The 15522-nt window shown below is 66.7% G+C and carries 15 protein-coding genes and 2 tRNA genes; 11 read left to right on the forward strand and 6 right to left on the reverse strand.

Translation table 11 applies throughout. The annotated features are described in order from the left end of the window. Positions 1-65 precede the first annotated feature (65 nt). Both ACQEVO_RS04770 and ACQEVO_RS04775 read right to left on the reverse strand, forming a co-directional pair. Positions 66-437, reverse strand: a complete 372-nt coding sequence (locus ACQEVO_RS04770; protein WP_432909241.1) for a helix-turn-helix domain-containing protein — start codon at positions 435-437, stop codon at positions 66-68. Between the two features lie 133 nt (positions 438-570). Further along, positions 571-873, reverse strand: a complete 303-nt coding sequence (locus tag ACQEVO_RS04775) for a hypothetical protein (RefSeq protein WP_432909243.1) — start codon at positions 871-873, stop codon at positions 571-573. A 329-nt stretch (positions 874-1202) separates the two neighbouring features. On the opposite strand from ACQEVO_RS04775, the gene ACQEVO_RS04780 reads away from it, so the two are divergent. The 4 genes from ACQEVO_RS04780 (at position 1203) to ACQEVO_RS04795 (ending at position 5785) form a co-directional block, all read left to right on the forward strand. Further along, positions 1203-1406 carry a cold-shock protein gene (locus ACQEVO_RS04780; RefSeq protein WP_357235719.1) on the forward strand — a complete coding sequence of 68 codons (204 nt, stop codon included), beginning with the start codon at positions 1203-1205 and terminating at the stop codon, positions 1404-1406. 930 nt (positions 1407-2336) lie between these two features. Next, a complete protein-coding gene (serA, locus tag ACQEVO_RS04785) occupies positions 2337-3935 on the forward strand; it encodes a phosphoglycerate dehydrogenase (protein ID WP_432909245.1) in 1599 nt (532 codons plus the stop codon). A 134-nt stretch (positions 3936-4069) separates the two neighbouring features. Further along, positions 4070-5077 (forward strand): 3-isopropylmalate dehydrogenase, encoded by a 1008-nt coding sequence (locus ACQEVO_RS04790; protein WP_432909247.1) that lies wholly within the window; start codon positions 4070-4072, stop codon positions 5075-5077. 105 nt (positions 5078-5182) lie between these two features. Continuing rightward, positions 5183-5785, forward strand: coding sequence for a Uma2 family endonuclease (locus tag ACQEVO_RS04795; RefSeq protein ID WP_432909249.1), 603 nt, complete (start codon positions 5183-5185; stop codon positions 5783-5785). A 28-nt stretch (positions 5786-5813) separates the two neighbouring features. On the opposite strand, the gene ACQEVO_RS04800 is transcribed toward ACQEVO_RS04795, so the two are convergent. Further along, positions 5814-7040: an MFS transporter gene (locus tag ACQEVO_RS04800; RefSeq protein ID WP_432909251.1), complete on the reverse strand. Its 1227-nt coding sequence runs from the start codon at positions 7038-7040 to the stop codon at positions 5814-5816. A gap of 192 nt (positions 7041-7232) precedes the next feature. Between ACQEVO_RS04800 and ACQEVO_RS04805 the strand changes: the two genes are divergently transcribed. From ACQEVO_RS04805 to ACQEVO_RS04820, 4 genes are all read left to right on the forward strand, one after another. Next, positions 7233-7994 carry a fumarylacetoacetate hydrolase family protein gene (locus tag ACQEVO_RS04805; RefSeq protein ID WP_432909252.1) on the forward strand — a complete coding sequence of 254 codons (762 nt, stop codon included), beginning with the start codon at positions 7233-7235 and terminating at the stop codon, positions 7992-7994. Positions 7995-8007: 13 nt separating this feature from the next. After that, positions 8008-9483: a glutamate--tRNA ligase gene (gene gltX / locus ACQEVO_RS04810; RefSeq protein WP_432909254.1), complete on the forward strand. Its 1476-nt coding sequence runs from the start codon at positions 8008-8010 to the stop codon at positions 9481-9483. Positions 9484-9864: 381 nt separating this feature from the next. After that, positions 9865-9936: transfer RNA gene (locus ACQEVO_RS04815), tRNA-Gln, on the forward strand. A gap of 145 nt (positions 9937-10081) precedes the next feature. Then, positions 10082-10154 (forward strand) — tRNA-Glu (locus tag ACQEVO_RS04820). 353 nt (positions 10155-10507) lie between these two features. Here ACQEVO_RS04820 and ACQEVO_RS04825 read toward each other — a convergent pair. The 3 genes from ACQEVO_RS04825 to ACQEVO_RS04835 form a co-directional block, all read right to left on the reverse strand. Continuing rightward, positions 10508-11104 carry a chloramphenicol phosphotransferase CPT family protein gene (locus ACQEVO_RS04825; RefSeq protein WP_432909255.1) on the reverse strand — a complete coding sequence of 199 codons (597 nt, stop codon included), beginning with the start codon at positions 11102-11104 and terminating at the stop codon, positions 10508-10510. A gap of 87 nt (positions 11105-11191) precedes the next feature. After that, a complete protein-coding gene (locus ACQEVO_RS04830) occupies positions 11192-11719 on the reverse strand; it encodes a pyridoxamine 5'-phosphate oxidase family protein (protein WP_432909257.1) in 528 nt (175 codons plus the stop codon). Between the two features lie 34 nt (positions 11720-11753). Beyond that, a complete protein-coding gene (locus tag ACQEVO_RS04835) occupies positions 11754-12455 on the reverse strand; it encodes an IclR family transcriptional regulator (protein WP_432909259.1) in 702 nt (233 codons plus the stop codon). A 143-nt stretch (positions 12456-12598) separates the two neighbouring features. Between ACQEVO_RS04835 and leuC the strand changes: the two genes are divergently transcribed. The 3 genes from leuC (at position 12599) to ACQEVO_RS04850 (ending at position 15474) form a co-directional block, all read left to right on the forward strand. Continuing rightward, entirely contained in the window at positions 12599-14014 is a 1416-nt protein-coding gene (gene leuC / locus ACQEVO_RS04840; protein ID WP_432909261.1) for a 3-isopropylmalate dehydratase large subunit, read from the forward strand. Positions 14015-14067: 53 nt separating this feature from the next. Further along, complete coding sequence (gene leuD, locus ACQEVO_RS04845) at positions 14068-14676, forward strand: 3-isopropylmalate dehydratase small subunit (protein ID WP_432909263.1); 609 nt, start codon at positions 14068-14070, stop codon at positions 14674-14676. A 156-nt stretch (positions 14677-14832) separates the two neighbouring features. After that, complete coding sequence (locus ACQEVO_RS04850; protein ID WP_432909265.1) at positions 14833-15474, forward strand: HU family DNA-binding protein; 642 nt, start codon at positions 14833-14835, stop codon at positions 15472-15474. Positions 15475-15522 lie beyond the last annotated feature (48 nt).

Genomic DNA, 15522 nt, shown 5'->3' on the forward strand with positions numbered 1-15522 from the left:
GCCAAGGTGAACGGCTGCACCGGTGCCGGTATCGGCCGCACAATCCGGATCGGCCGGGTGGTGGTTCAGGCGGCGCGCAGCATCGGCACGCCCGCGGGGCCCGGACGCGGTGCCGCGGCAGGTCGCCGATGGGAAACGAGTTCGTCGGCGACCTGCCGGGTGAGTTCGCCGAGGGAGGTGCCGAGCGCGCCCGCCAGGGCGGCGATCATTTCGCTGGACGGTTCTTTACGCCCGCGTTCGACCTCGGAGAGGTACTGCGGCGAGATGCCGGCGCGCCGGGCCGTCTCCGCGAGAGTTTCGCGCTGCTCGCCGCGCAGGGTGCGCAATCGGTTGCCCAGTACCTCACGCCACAGGGGTTCGGGTTCGCCCACCGGCTGCGGGCGCGGCGGCTCGGCCCGGCCACCGGGGATCGCGTGGAGTCTGCGCGGCTCGCTCATGGGTCGAGCCTAGGATTCCGGCCGCCGCTGCCGGCACCGATTACGCTACGGGCGTAAACCCGCCGGTCGACGGCGTCGGGAAAAGAAATCGGGCCCGGATCCCACGTGGGAGCCGGGCCCGATCGGAAGGCGATCAGCTGCTGCCGAAGCCGCCGCGCAGGAGATGGCGGAACCATTTCGCCGGATCGTCCCAGCCGTGGTGGTCCCGGTTCCAGTGGTGATCCCGGTCGTCGTCCCAGTGGCGGTCGCGGTCGCGGTCCCAATGCCGGTCGCGGTCGCGATCCCAGTGCCGGTCCCGATCCACCTGGGTGTACCCGGGCGCCGGTGCGGCGGGATCGGCGGCGGCGGGGGCGGCGACGGCGGCCAGGGGGAGCAGGGCAATAGCACCCGCGACGACGACCCGGCCGGTCGCGGATGTTCGTTTCGTGCCGAACACGTGGTAATCCTCTCGAACTGCGCCGCGGCGCGGCGGGGGCGCGCGCCGAAATCGGCGATAGGGCTTCACCTTCGCGCAGACGGGCCGGTATGTCACCGATTTTCGCGGAAATCATCCCTCGGTACTAAGGGCTAACCCTGGGTCTCCTCCCAGTGGTGGAGAAATTCTGCCGCCCCGGCCATACGGTGTGCGACATCACCGCGTTCTGCCTCACAAAGACCCGGTTTTGAGGTGGAGGAACTTCTCGGGACGTGGCATCGTTGTCAGAGAGATCAGTCGGATCACACGAGAGCCGGCTGGCTCGCAACAGAAAGTATGAAGTAAGTATCATGGCTCAAGGCAGCGTGAAGTGGTTCAACAGCGAGAAGGGCTTCGGCTTCATCGCGCAAGACGGGGGCGGTCCTGACGTCTTCGTGCATTACTCGGCAGTATCCGGTTCCGGTTTCCGGACCCTCGAAGAGGGCCAGCGGGTGGAGTTCGAGATCGGCCAGGGCCAGAAGGGTCCTCAGGCTCAGGATGTTCGCTCCATCTGAGTGATGTGACGAAATGACAGGGCCCCGCACCGCAAGGTGCGGGGCCCCTCGTCGTTTTCGGGGGTTTCGTTTTCGGGGGTGTTTCGGGTTTGTTCCAGCTGCGCGTTGTCGTCCGACAGCGGAGCCCGGACTTCCCTACAACCGGCCTGTCGATCTTTGCGCTTGTTTGCCGGGCCGCAGGTCGGCACCGGCGGGTCGCCGTCGATGGGCGCCGGTCGGGCTGGTCCGGGAGCTCGTGGCATGCGGATTAATTCGGGCCGAGTGACTGTTTTCAGGTTTGTCCTCGGTCGATCAGGCGGTCGCAGCCGGTGGTAAATGAAATGTGTCGGCCGCATATGGATGGAATGAGCGGTCAGCGCCTCATTCGGATAAAACAATCGTCCATACCTGCGGCCGGTGTTCGGTGGCCGATGCCGGTTCGTCGCCCATGGCTTGCATACGGGCAGGTAGTGGCAGTGCGAGGGCTTGATGTCTCATATCACGAAACGATATACGGTGATGCGAGACACAAAAGACGGTAAATTGCTAATGGTCTCGCTCCGGTCGTCGACATACCGCGCGACAGTCGATTCACGGCTGCATTCCCGAGCGAAAGGACATTTCCATGATCCCCGTTATCATCGAAAGCGGCTCCGCCACTCTCAACGTTGTGTTCGACACCCTGTGGACCCTGCTGTTCGGCTGATCCGCTCCCGCGACGCCCCGGTCTCCTACTGCGCTGGAGACCGGGGCGTCGCGGTTCGTAGGGTCCGTATCCGCGATCGGACGGCCGCCACGAGCGTGATTCCGCCCACCCGCACAATCCGCCCGGTGCTGGTTGCGCCGGGTCCGACGGCGGCCGACCACGAGGGGGCGGGCGGCCGCCCGATCCGCTGGAACTAAGCTTGGCCGCGTCAACTGGCCGTCCCCTTCATCCAGGAGAACCCCACCGTGAGCCAAGCAGGCCGTCCTGTAGTTCTGATCGCCGACAAGCTCGCCCAGTCGACCGTCGATGCGCTCGGTGACGGTGTCGAGGTCCGCTGGGTCGACGGCCCCGACCGGCCCGCCCTGCTGGCCGCGGTGCCGGAAGCCGACGCGCTGCTCGTGCGCTCGGCCACCACCGTCGACGCCGAGGTGCTCGAAGCCGGTAAGAACCTGAAGATCGTCGCCCGGGCCGGGGTCGGCCTGGACAACGTCGACGTCCCGGCCGCCACCGAGCGCGGTGTCATGGTCGTCAACGCCCCCACCTCGAATATCCACACCGCCGCGGAGCACGCCGTCACGCTCATGCTGAGCGCGGCCCGCCAGATCCCGGCCGCCGACGCCACCCTGCGGGAGCACACCTGGAAGCGCAGCAGCTTCAACGGTGTGGAGATCTTCGGCAAAACCGTGGGTGTGATCGGCCTCGGCCGGATCGGGCAGCTGTTCGCGGCGCGGCTGGCGGCCTTCGAAACCAAGGTCGTCGCCTACGACCCCTACGTCTCCCCGGCGCGCGCCGCCCAGCTCGGTATCGAACTGATCAGCCTGGACGAAGTGCTGGAGCGGGCCGACCTCATCTCCATCCACCTGCCGAAGACCCCGGAAACCAAGGGCATCATCGGCAAGGAAGCGATCGCCAAGACCAAACCCGGCGTGATCATCGTCAACGCCGCCCGCGGTGGACTGGTGGACGAGGCGGCGCTGGCCGAGGCCATCAAGTCCGGGCATGTGCGCGCCGCCGGTATCGACGTCTACGAAACCGAGCCCTGCACCGACAGCCCGCTGTTCGACCTGCCGCAGGTCGTGGTGACCCCGCATCTGGGTGCCTCCACCAGCGAAGCGCAGGACCGGGCCGGTACCGATGTCGCGAAATCCGTGCTGCTGGCGCTGGCCGGCGAGTTCGTACCGGGTGCGGTGAACGTGACCGGCGGCGTGGTCGGCGACGAGGTGGCGCCCTGGCTGGATCTGGTCCGCAAGCAGGGTGCCCTGCTGGGCGCGCTGGCCGACGAACTGCCGGTGAGCCTCGAGGTGCAGGTGCGCGGCGAGCTGGCCTCCTCGGAGGTCGAGGTGCTGCAGCTGGCCGCGCTGCGCGGGGTGTTCTCCGCGCACGTCGACGACCAGGTCACCTTCGTCAACGCGCCCGCGCTGGCGCAGGACCGCGGGATCAGCGCCGAGGTCACCACCGTCACCGAAAGCCCCAGCCACCGCAGCCTGGTGGATCTGCGCGCGGTCTTCGGCGACGGGCGCAGCATCAATGTCGCCGGCGCGCTCACCGAACCGGCCCAGGTGGAGAAGATCGTGAACATCAACGGCCGCAACTACGATATGCGCGCCGAGGGCATCAACCTGGCCGTCCTCAACTACGAGGACCGGCCCGGCGCGCTGGGCAAGGTCGGCACCGCACTGGGTGCCGCCGAGATCGATATCCTCGCCGCCCAGCTCACCCAGGACGCCAACAAAGAGGGCGCCACCGTGGTGCTGCGGGTCAACAAGGAGGTGCCGGAATCGGTGCGCTCCGAGATCGCGGCCGCGGTGGGCGCCGGCAAGGTCGCGCTGGTCGACCTGTTCTGATGTAGCGGTGCGCCGCTCCGCCCGGGTGCCCGGCATCCGGGCGGGCGGCGCAGAATACCTGTCCAGTGGCGGCCGCACCCGGCCCGCCGGCCGCGGCGGCTCGCGGCACGTCGTATCCAGAAAGCGTGGTTGTCATGAAACTCGCCGTGATCCCCGGTGACGGTATCGGCCCGGAGGTCGTCGCCGAGGCGCTCAAAGTGCTCGATGTGGTACTGCCCGGCGTGGAACGCACCGAATACGATCTCGGCGCCAAGCGCTACCACGCGACCGGCGAGATCCTGCCCGACTCGGTGCTGCCGGAACTGAAACAGCACGACGCGATCCTGCTCGGCGCGATCGGCGACCCCTCGGTGCCCAGCGGCATCCTGGAACGCGGCCTGCTGCTGCGCACCCGGTTCGCGCTCGACCACCACGTGAACCTGCGGCCCTCCAAGCTGTACCCCGGCGTCGGCAGCCCGCTCGCCGGCGCACCGGATATCGACTTCGTGGTCGTCCGCGAAGGCACCGAGGGCCCCTACACCGGCACCGGCGGGGCCATCCGGGTCGACACCCCGCACGAGGTCGCGACCGAGGTCAGTACCAACACCCGTTTCGGCGTCGAACGCGTGGTCCGCTACGCCTTCGCCAAGGCCCAGGCCCGGCGTAAGCACCTCACCCTGGTCCACAAAACCAATGTGCTGACCTTCGCCGGTTCGCTGTGGCAGCGGACCGTCGACGTGGTCGGCGCCGAATATCCCGAGGTCGAGGTCGCCTACCAGCACATCGATGCCGCCACCATCCACATGGTCAACGATCCGGGCCGCTTCGACGTGATCGTCACCGACAACCTGTTCGGCGATATCATCACCGACCTCGCCGCCGCGGTGAGCGGTGGTATCGGCCTGGCGGCCAGCGGCAATATCGATGCCACCGGCACCAACCCGAGCATGTTCGAACCGGTCCACGGCAGCGCCCCCGATATCGCGGGCCAGTCCAAGGCCGACCCGACCGCCGCGATCCTCTCGGTCTCCCTGCTGCTCGAGCACAAAGGCGAAACCGCGGCCGCCGCCCGCATCCAGGAAGCGGTCGCCAAGGACCTGTCGGGTCGCACCGGCACCGCCTCCACCACCGAAATCGGCGACCGGATCGCTGCCGCGCTCTGACCCGGAAGCTCCGTACTCTCGCGCCCGAAACCGGGTTGCTTCTCCGATACCATCGGGGATACCTGGGCGTATCCCCGATGGACGGCCCGAGCGCTTGGAGGCAGCATGACCGCGTGGCACGCCACCAGTGATGCAGGCTTCGGCCCGTACACGGTGCTGGATCTGTACGACCTACCGGAGGACGGTAAGGGTTTCGAACTCGAAGACGGGTGGCTGGTCGAGGTGGCAGCGGGGGCACGGCACAACTACATCGGCTGGTCGCTCGCCCGGCGGCTCCGCAGTGCCGCCGAAGACGCGGATGTATTCGTCTGTGACGGCGGGGAATGGGAGATCAGTACACCGTCGGGTGTCCGCAAACCCGATGTGCTCGTAATTCCGAAGTCCATCGCGCGAGCCGCCATTGTCGAAGAGTCGCCGAAGCTGATTCCGGGGATGGATGTGCAGCTGGTGGTCGAGGTCGTGTCGCCGGGTAGTGGCAGCGAACGTACCGACCGGGTCCGGAAGGTCCGGGAGTACGCAGGTTTGGGGATTCCGCAGTACTGGATCGTCGAACACCAGCCCACGATTCAGATTCATCAGGGCATCCTTGATGGTGGCAGCTATAAGTTCGAGCCTCCGGTGAGCGAGGGCGGTGTGTTCGCCGCTGAGTTCGAGGTCGATGTACCGGTTCGGGTGAACTTCGACCCCGCGGTTCTCATCGAGATGTGACGGCGCCGCGGACGGCCGCCTGCTTGGCTTACCTCAGCGGCTTCTCGGACCGCGTGGGCACCAGGGGAATTGAGACGGCGGCGAGGGCGGCGGCTACGAGGTAGGCGGCGGGGAAGCCGGTCGCGGTGATCACCGTGCCCAGGACCGGGGGGACGGCGGCGATCATCAGGTTCTGGCCGGTGTTCTGGATGCCCAGGCCGCGGCCGCTCCAGTAGGGTCCGGCGAGTTCGGCGATGGCGGTGAAGGCCAGGCCGTTGTCGGAGACCGTGACGACCGAGGCGATCACCATCAGCGGTATTGCCGCCCACCACCATTCGGTCCAGGCGGTCAGCGCGAGCAGGGCCATGGTGGTGACCGCGGCGACGGCGATCAGGCGTAGCGGGCGCATGCGGCTACCCACCCGGTCGGACCAGGCGCCCGCGCCGATGCGGCCCAGCGCGCCGAGGATCTGGGTGCCGGTGACCAGGGCGCCGGCAGCGGCCAGGGACCAGCCGATATCGCGATGCAACCACAGCAGGGCGAAGGTCCAGACGGTGCCCTGCGGGATGACCAGCAGGATCGAAACACCGTGGATGCGCCACAGTGTGCCGCCGGCGCGGTACGGGTTGGCGCCGGTGGATTCCGCGCGCGGTGGGCGCGGCGGGTCGATGATGCCCAGCAGGCAGCCCACTGCCGCCACACCCGCCAGCACGGCGGGGACCAGGAGCGCCGTCGCGATACCGAACTCGGCCGCGACCAAGGGGATCGTCAGAGCGCCGATCCCGACTCCGATGGGCTGGCCGGTCTGCCGGATACCCATGGCCAGGCCGCGGCGTTCGGGCGGGAACCAGCCGACGATCACCCGGCCGCTGGCGCCGTTGGTGCTGGCCGCACCCATACCGCCGAGGAACAGCAGAATCCCGAGCAGGGCATAGCTGGTGGTGAAGGCGGCCGCGGCACCGGCCGCGCACATGATCAGGGGTCCGGCCACCAGTGCCAGGCGTTCGCCGAGGCGGTCGACCAGATAACCCCAGGCGATGAGGGTGCAGCACAGTCCCACGGTCGGCAGTGCGACCAGCAGCCCGGCCGTGGGCAGTGGCATACCGCCGGCCGTGAGCGCGGGCAGCAGGAACGGGACACCGTGGACGAAGATCGCGCTCGAGGTCTGGGCGAAGACGCCGAGAGCGAGCATGAGCCAGCGGCGGACCGGAGAGACCTGTGCCCGCTGATTTCCGGGCGTGGCGACCGGGGCGGTCGCCGGTGAACTGTGCGCCATCGTGCCCCATTTCGGAATACAACAGCGAGTCTCAATATATGGGATTCGCTTCTCAATCTTTGAACTATCTCGCTCACCGTACACCGCCCGTCCGTGCTCGTACCAGGCGGTGTCACGCTTTTCACTGCCCTCGGGCGTGCCGACCGGTCGGGCGCATTCGGGCTGGTGGAACCGGCTGGATAGACTCCGACCATGCGTCTAGGTCGAGTTGCCAGCCCCGACGGGGTCGCTTTCGTCGCCATCGACGGCGAGACCGCCAAAGAAATCGCCGAACATCCGTTCGGCACCCCGACGTTCACCGGCCGTAGCTGGCCGCTGGCCGATATCCGCTTGCTCGCCCCCATCCTGGCGAGCAAGGTGATCTGCGTGGGCAAGAACTACGCCGCGCACGCCGCCGAATTCGGCGGGCAGGCGCCGGAGGAGCCGGTGATCTTCATCAAACCGAACACCTCCATCATCGGGCCGAACGTGCCCATCCAGCTGCCGCCCAGCTCCTCGCGAGTCGATTACGAAGGCGAACTCGCAGTGGTGATCGGCCGCCCGTGCAAAGACGTCACCGCCGCCCGCGCCAAAGACGTCATCCTCGGCTACACCGTCGCCAACGACGTCACCGCCCGCGACCAGCAGGCCCAGGACGGGCAATGGACGCGGGCGAAAGGCTACGACACCTTCTGCCCTCTCGGCCCCTGGATCGAAACCGAACTCGACCCGGCCGATCTCGAGATCACCACCGAACTCGACGGCGAAGTCAAGCAGCGCAGCACCACATCGCTACTGCTGCACGATATTCCGGAAATCATCGAATGGGTGACCCGGGTGATGACCCTGCTGCCCGGTGATGTGATCCTCACCGGCACACCCGAAGGTGTCGGCCCCATGAAAGACGGCCAAAGTGTTTCGGTAACCGTCTCCGGAATCGGTACACTCACCAATCCTGTTGCCGCCAAACGCTGAACGAAAGAGAGACATGACAAACGTACGGGTCCGTTTCTGCCCGTCGCCCACCGGGACACCGCATGTCGGACTCATCCGCACCGCACTGTTCAACTGGGCCTACGCCAAACATCACGGTGGCGCCTTCGTCTTCCGAATCGAAGACACCGATGCCGCACGGGATTCCGAAGAATCCTATCTGGCACTCCTGGACGCGTTGCGGTGGCTGGGACTCGAATGGGACGAGGGCCCCGAAATCGGCGGACCCTATGCGCCGTACCGGCAATCACAGCGCCGCGAAATCCACCTCGACGTAGTGCGAAAACTGCTCGAGGCCGGTGAGGCCTACGAATCCTTTTCCACGCCAGACGAAGTCGAAGCGCGCCACCGCGCGGCCGGACGCGACCCGAAACTCGGCTACGACAATTACGACCGCGACCTGACACCCGAGCAGATCGCCGAATACAAAGCCGCCGGCCGCGGCGCCGTGGTCCGGCTGCGGATGCCCGATACCGACCTCACCTGGCACGACCTCGTCCGCGGCGAAACCACCTTCAAAGCCGGCACCGTCCCCGACTTCGCGCTCACCCGCGGCACCGGTGACCCTCTCTACACGCTGGTGAACCCCGTCGACGACGCCACCATGCGCATCACGCACGTGCTGCGCGGCGAAGACCTGCTCTCCTCCACCCCGCGCCAGCTCGCCCTCTACGCGGCGCTGCGGCGTATCGGCGTCACCGACTTCACCCCCGAATTCGGGCACCTGCCCTTCGTCATGGGTCAAGGAAACAAGAAACTCTCCAAACGCGACCCCGAATCCAATCTGTTCCTGCATCGTGACCGCGGCTTCATCCCCGAAGGATTGCTGAACTACCTCGCGCTTCTCGGCTGGAGCATCGCCGACGACCACGATGTGTTCACCATGGACGAGATGATCGCGGCCTTCGACATCTCGAAGGTCAATTCGAACCCGGCCCGATTCGACCAGAAAAAAGCCGACGCGATCAACGCCGAGCACATCCGGATGCTCGCTCCCGCCGATTTCGCTGGGCGTTTGCGCGAATACTTCGTCCGGCACGGATATATCGGTGAAGGAATAGACGAAAAACTCTTCGCCGAAGCCGCGGAATTGGTTCAGACGCGAATTGTGGTACTCGCCGACGCCTGGGATCTGCTCCGCTTCCTCTTCGCCCCCGCCGAAGACTTCGCAATCGACCCGGCAGCCGGGAAGAAAAACCTCGGCGAAGCCGCCCGGCCGGTCCTGGACGCGACCGTGGAAGCGCTCGAACCGCTCACCGCATGGACCGCCGGAGAAATAGAAGAAGCGCTCAAAACGGCACTCATCGAACGGCTCGAACTCAAACCCAGAAAAGCATTCGCACCCGTACGGGTCGCGGTCACCGGATCGCATATCAGCCCGCCGCTCTACGAATCCATGGAACTGCTCGGCCGCGCGGAAACCATGCGCCGGCTGCGCGCCGGACGGGAATGGGTCGCACCCGCCGAATGACCGCGCGGCGCCCCGTCGGGACGGCCGCACCCGATCGTCCGGGCGTGCCGTACGGGGCGTGCGGTAGCCACGGCGCCGGCCCGATGCGTAAATCGCGGGGATCAGGCACCCGCCCGCGATCACCGGCGCAGCAGGTCGCCGAAGGGGCCGGGACGTCCAGCAGGCACCGGCCCCGCCGGTTCCGCTGCTCCGGCGCGCCAGGTCGCGCACTTCGGGTCGGCCCAATCGGCTGCCGACAGCCGTGAGCCACCCCCGCGAACACTCGGGAACCCCGGACTGACCAGGCGATTTGTAGTTTCCCCCGAACAGTTTGGTACTCTCTTTCTCGGCCGGAACGACGGTGCCGCCGCAGCCAGCGACGAACCCGAAAGCCCAGGTCATTGGGGTATGGTGTAATTGGCAACACAGCTGATTCTGGTTCAGCCATTCTAGGTTCGAGTCCTGGTACCCCAGCGGAGATCGGTCTCTACTACATCCTCCAGATGCGGTGCGGAACGAACATCCAGGCGATTTGGTCGCCGCCGCCCGGTCGGTTACGCTGATCGAGCTTCGGATCGCAAGATCCACGATCCGCTCGCAGGAGTTGATCAAAAGTCCTGGCCCCGTCGTCTAGCGGCCTAGGACGCCGCCCTCTCAAGGCGGTAGCGCGGGTTCAAATCCCGTCGGGGCTACTCAGCTGGCAGGCCCATGCTCATGGAGAGCATGGGCCTTTGCTGATTCGCAATGTTTTGCGGGGGTTCGACCCCCGCACCCCGACCAGGGGGCTCGGCGCCCCCTGGACCCCCCTTTGCGGATTGGGGACCTACGAAGGCTGGTGCCGGGGCTGCGCCCCTGGATCCCTCTGTGGTTGGTTGCCTTCGAGATGCGATGAGACCGACGGCGGGTGCCGGTTTTCTTACCATCGGCAGTGATGAACAACACAGCCGGAATCGGCATTTGCACGTGGCTGCGGGCGCGGGGCCGACCGGGGTCCGTCGCTCGGGCGCACCCACACGGCGGGGCCGTGCCGCGGGCGGAGTGGACGTCAGCGGCCGGCCTGGGCCCGAAGCCGGTCGAAGGCCCGATTTTCGGGGGTGCGGGTGAGGAAGGTCTTGATCGCGGTGGAACATTCCGCGATGGAGGCGGCCGCGGTATCGACTTCGAGATCGTAGATCGCGTGGGCGTGGACCGAATCCAGCTGCCGGGCCGCTGTACCGGGCGGGCGGTCTGCGCGGTGCTGTTCGCGGCGCCGGAGTTCCCCGGGCGGGCAGTGGACGCCGACGAAAACGACGTCGATACCGGCCAGCACGGCCAGGCAGTCGTGCAGCCGCCAGGGTTCGCTCAACACATGGTCCATGACGATGTCGTTGCCTGCGCGGGCCATACCGGCGACCGCGCGGTGGAATCCGGCGCGCGTCCTGCGGAGGACCTCGGCGAGGTCGCCCGGATCGAGTTCGCCGGTCCGGGATTCCGAACGCATGGCGCCGAACATATCGACGCCCATATGGAAGAACGGCCGGTCGAGGTCGGTCAGCAGCCTGCGCGCGATACTGGACTTTCCCGAGCTCGAGACTCCGTTGAGGAAAATAACCTGGCCCGGGGCGATCTCGCCCGCACGACCCACGCCGGACACGTTCGTCATCAGTCCATGGTGGCGCGGGCGCCGTTGTCCCGCGGGCGGCGGCGGGGCGTTTTGCCCGGGCGATCGGCGTCACCCGGGGCTCCTGGATCAGTCGTCGAGCGCACCGGCGGTGGAACCGCCCAGGGGCATTTCGGGGAGGCCCAGTTTGCGGTGATCCCAGCTGCGGATGCGTTCGGGGACCACGCGGACCGCCACACGTTTGTTGAGCATGCCTTCGACGTACTCGCGCATATCCTCGGTGTACGGGCCGGTGTAGCGCTCCCAGACGCTGACGCCGACGGCGAACAGCTTCTCGGGGTCGTCGATCACTTCGGCGTGGCCTTCGATGGAGACGCCGCGCAGAGTGTCGTAGGTCTGGCCGGCCTCGACCATGCAGGTGACCGTGGGGTTGCGGCGCAGATTCACCGCTTTCTGGGATTTGCCCTTCGTCTCGAACCAGATTTCGGGGACGGCATCGGGGCGGTCCGGATCGGCGATCAGCGCGTACCACATGGCGGTGAGATGCGGTTTCCCGTTCGCGTCCAGGGTGGCCAGGGTGGCCACCCGGCTGCGGGTGAGGAAATCGGTGATCTCGGTATCGGTCATCACGATCTGTGACCGTTGGTTCACTCCCATCAGGCCACCATAAGTGACGGCGGTCGCCCGCCGCTCAGATCCGGCGGTGCAGCGCATCCGCGGCCGCCACCAGATCCGCGGCCCAGCGGGCGCCGGGGCGGCGGCCGATACGGTCGATCGGGCCGGAGACGGAGATGGCGGCGACGACGGCGCCCTGCTGATCGCGGACGGGGGCCGAAATGCTCGCGACCCCGGCCGCGCGTTCCCCGGCGCTCTGCGCCCAGCCCCGTTTGCGGACATCGGCGAGTGTGCGTTCGGTGAACACGGCCTCGGTGAGCACACTGCGCTGCAGTTCCGGATCGGCCCAGGCCACCAGGACCTTCGCGGCCGAGCCCGCGGTGAGCGGAAGCCGGGAACCGATCGGGACGGTATCGCGTAGGCCGGCCGGTGGTTCCAGGGCGGCGACGCAGACCCGCTGGCTGCCGTCCAGGCAGTACAACTGCACACTTTCGCCGGTGATCTCGCGCAGCCGCGGCAGAATCGAACTCGCGGCCTCGAGCAGGGGATCGGCGGCACCGGCGGCGAGTTCGCCGAGCGCGGGGCCGGGGCGCCAGGCGCCGTCACCGTTGCGGGCCAGCAGGCGATGTGTTTCCAGGCCCACCGCGAGCCGGTGCGCGGTGGCGCGGGGCAGGCCGGTGCGTTCGCACAACTCGTTGAGACCGCAGGGCTGCTCGGCGACCGCATACAGCACTGCCACCGCTTTGTCCAGAACGCCGATACCGCTATGCTGTCTCATAGAACGATATTAGCGTCCTGCATTCTGAGATGCCATCACGAACAGCCCAGGTGGGTCGTGGGATGGGGTCGCGATAATCCAGCTAGCGCGTATCCGCCCGGGTGAGCCCGGGCGGGTGCCCGGCCCGAAAGGTGATCGCAACAATGCCACGTACGCTGGCCGAGAAAGTATGGGAACAGCACGTCGTCGCCCGCGGCGAAGGGGAGGGCGAAGCGCGCGAACCCGATCTGATCTACATCGATCTGCATCTCGTGCACGAGGTGACCAGCCCGCAGGCTTTCGACGGGCTGCGCGCGGCGGGGCGGCCGGTGCGCCGGCCGGATCTGACCATCGCCACCGAGGATCACAACGTCCCGACCACCGATATCGACAAACCCATCGCCGACCCGATTTCGCGCACCCAGGTGGAGACGCTGCGCCGTAACTGCGCGGAATTCGGTATCCGGCTGCACCCGATGGGCGACCGGGAACAGGGCATCGTGCACGTGGTCGGCCCGCAGCTGGGACTGACCCAGCCGGGTACGACTGTCGTGTGCGGGGACAGTCATACCTCCACCCACGGCGCGTTCGGCGCACTGGCCATGGGAATCGGGACCAGCGAGGTCGAACATGTCCTGGCCACACAGACGTTGTCGCTGCGGCCGTTCAAGACGATGGCCATCACCGTCGACGGGGAACTGCCGCCGGGAGTCACCAGTAAAGACCTCATTCTGGCGGTGATCGCCGAAATCGGTACCGGTGGCGGACAGGGATATGTGCTCGAGTACCGGGGCGAGGCCATTAGGAAAATGTCGATGGAAGCGCGGATGACGATCTGCAATATGTCCATCGAAGCGGGGGCGCGGGCCGGGATGATCGCGCCCGACGAAACCACCTACGAGTTCTTGAAAGGCCGCCCGCACGCCCCGCAGGGCGCCGACTGGGATGCCGCGGTGCAGGCGTGGGAGGCGCTGAAGACCGACGAAGACGCCGTTTTCGATCGGGAAGTGCATATCGACGCCTCCACTCTGACGCCGTTCGTCACCTGGGGCACCAATCCGGGGCAGGGTTTGCCGCTCGGCGCGAATGTGCCGGACCCGGCGCAGATCGCCGACGAATCCGCGCGGGAATCGGCGGAGAAGGCGCTGCGATACATGGATTTGACCCCGGGTATGCCGCTGCGCGAGGTCGCGGTGGACACCGTTTTCGTGGGGTCGTGCACCAACGGCCGGATCGAGGATCTGCGGGCCGTGGCCGGGGTCCTGAAGGGCCGCAAGGTCGCCGACGGGGTGCGCATGCTGGTGGTGCCGGGGTCCATGCGGGTGCGGGAACAGGCCGAGGCCGAGGGGCTCGGCGAGATCTTCACCGCGGCCGGCGCCGAATGGCGGCAGGCCGGATGCTCGATGTGCCTGGGGATGAACCCGGATCAGCTCGAGCCCGGTCAGCGCTGTGCCTCCACCTCCAATCGCAACTTCGAGGGACGGCAGGGCAAAGGCGGCCGCACCCATCTGGTGTCGCCACTGGTCGCCGCGGCCACCGCGGTACGCGGCACGCTGTCGGCGCCCGCCGATCTGAACTGAGCCGCCGCGCCGTATTCCGAAACCCACGAACAGCCCGAAACAGGAGAAATACGATGGATGCCTTCACCGTGCACAAGGGGATCGGCGTTCCGCTGCGCCGGTCCAATGTGGACACCGACCAGATCATCCCCGCCGTCTATCTGAAGCGCGTGACTCGAACAGGATTCGAAGACGGCCTGTTCGCCGCATGGCGCGGCGACGAGAACTTCATTCTGAACACCGAACCGTACTCCCGCGGCAGCGTACTCGTCGCGGGCCCGGATTTCGGTACCGGTTCGTCGCGTGAGCACGCTGTCTGGGCGCTCATGGACTATGGCTTTCGAGTAGTTATCTCTTCACGTTTCGCCGACATCTTCCGCGGTAATGCGGGCAAGGGTGGTCTACTGGCCGCGCGAATGTCACAGAATGATGTCGAAATGCTCTGGAAGTTGCTCGAGGAACAGCCCGGACTGGAATTGGTTGTCGACCTCCAAGAGCGCACGGTGACCGCCGGAACCGTCGTGTTGCCGTTCGATATTGACGACTACACCAGGTGGCGCCTGCTGGAAGGTTTGGACGACATCGGCCTGACCCTGCGGCGTAGCGATGTGATCGCCGAGTTCGAAAAGGCAAGGCCGGGTTGGAAACCAAAGACCCTCCCCGAACCTATTTCGCAGGCGTAATGTTCTGGGCCTCTTAGTGGGGCTTCGGATGACGCGGTAGCTGTGCGTGTGCTAGGCCACATGAATTTTGGCGTGGCACATAGACTCTTGCCCAATGTGGGTTTACCGTGGTACCTAGTCGGTCCGACGACGGGCCATTAGTCTGCGGAGGATTCAATGAACAAGGCGGAACTGATCGACGTTCTGACCGAAAAGTTGGGTACTGACAGGCGCACGGCCACCGCGGCAGTCGAGCATGTGGTCGACACCATCGTGCGTGCGGTACACAAAGGGCAGAGCGTCACCATCACCGGATTCGGTGTGTTCGAACAGCGCAAGCGGGCGGCCCGCGTCGCACGTAATCCGCGCACCGGGGAAACCGTCAAGGTGAAGCCCACTTCGGTGCCGGCGTTCCGGCCGGGCGCCCAGTTCAAGGCGGTAATCGCGGGTAAACAGAAGCTCGCGGCAACCGGCCCCGCCGTGAAACGCGGTGTCAATGCTCCTGTGGCGGCCAAGAAATCCACGGCCAAGAAGACCACGGCGAAGAAAACCACCGCCAAGAAGTCGGCCACCAAGGCGCCCGCCAAAACAACGGCACGTAAGACCGCCACCAAGGCGCCGGCCAAGAGCACCGCCGCCAAGAAGGCGGCCACCAAGACGGCGGCCCGGAAGACCACCGCCAAGAAGAGCCCCGCCAAAGCCGCGGCCAAGAAGACCACCGCCAAGGCGACGGCGAAGAAGACCACGGCGGCGAAGAAGGCCACCACCGCGAAGCGGACCACCACGGCCAAGAAGACCGCCGCCAAGAAGGCGCGCTGACCCAACGCCCGCGGATGTCGCGGAAATCCCCGACGGCTTTCCGACCCG

Source organism: Nocardia sp. CA-290969, assembly GCF_050936135.1.
GTDB lineage: Bacteria > Actinomycetota > Actinomycetes > Mycobacteriales > Mycobacteriaceae > Nocardia.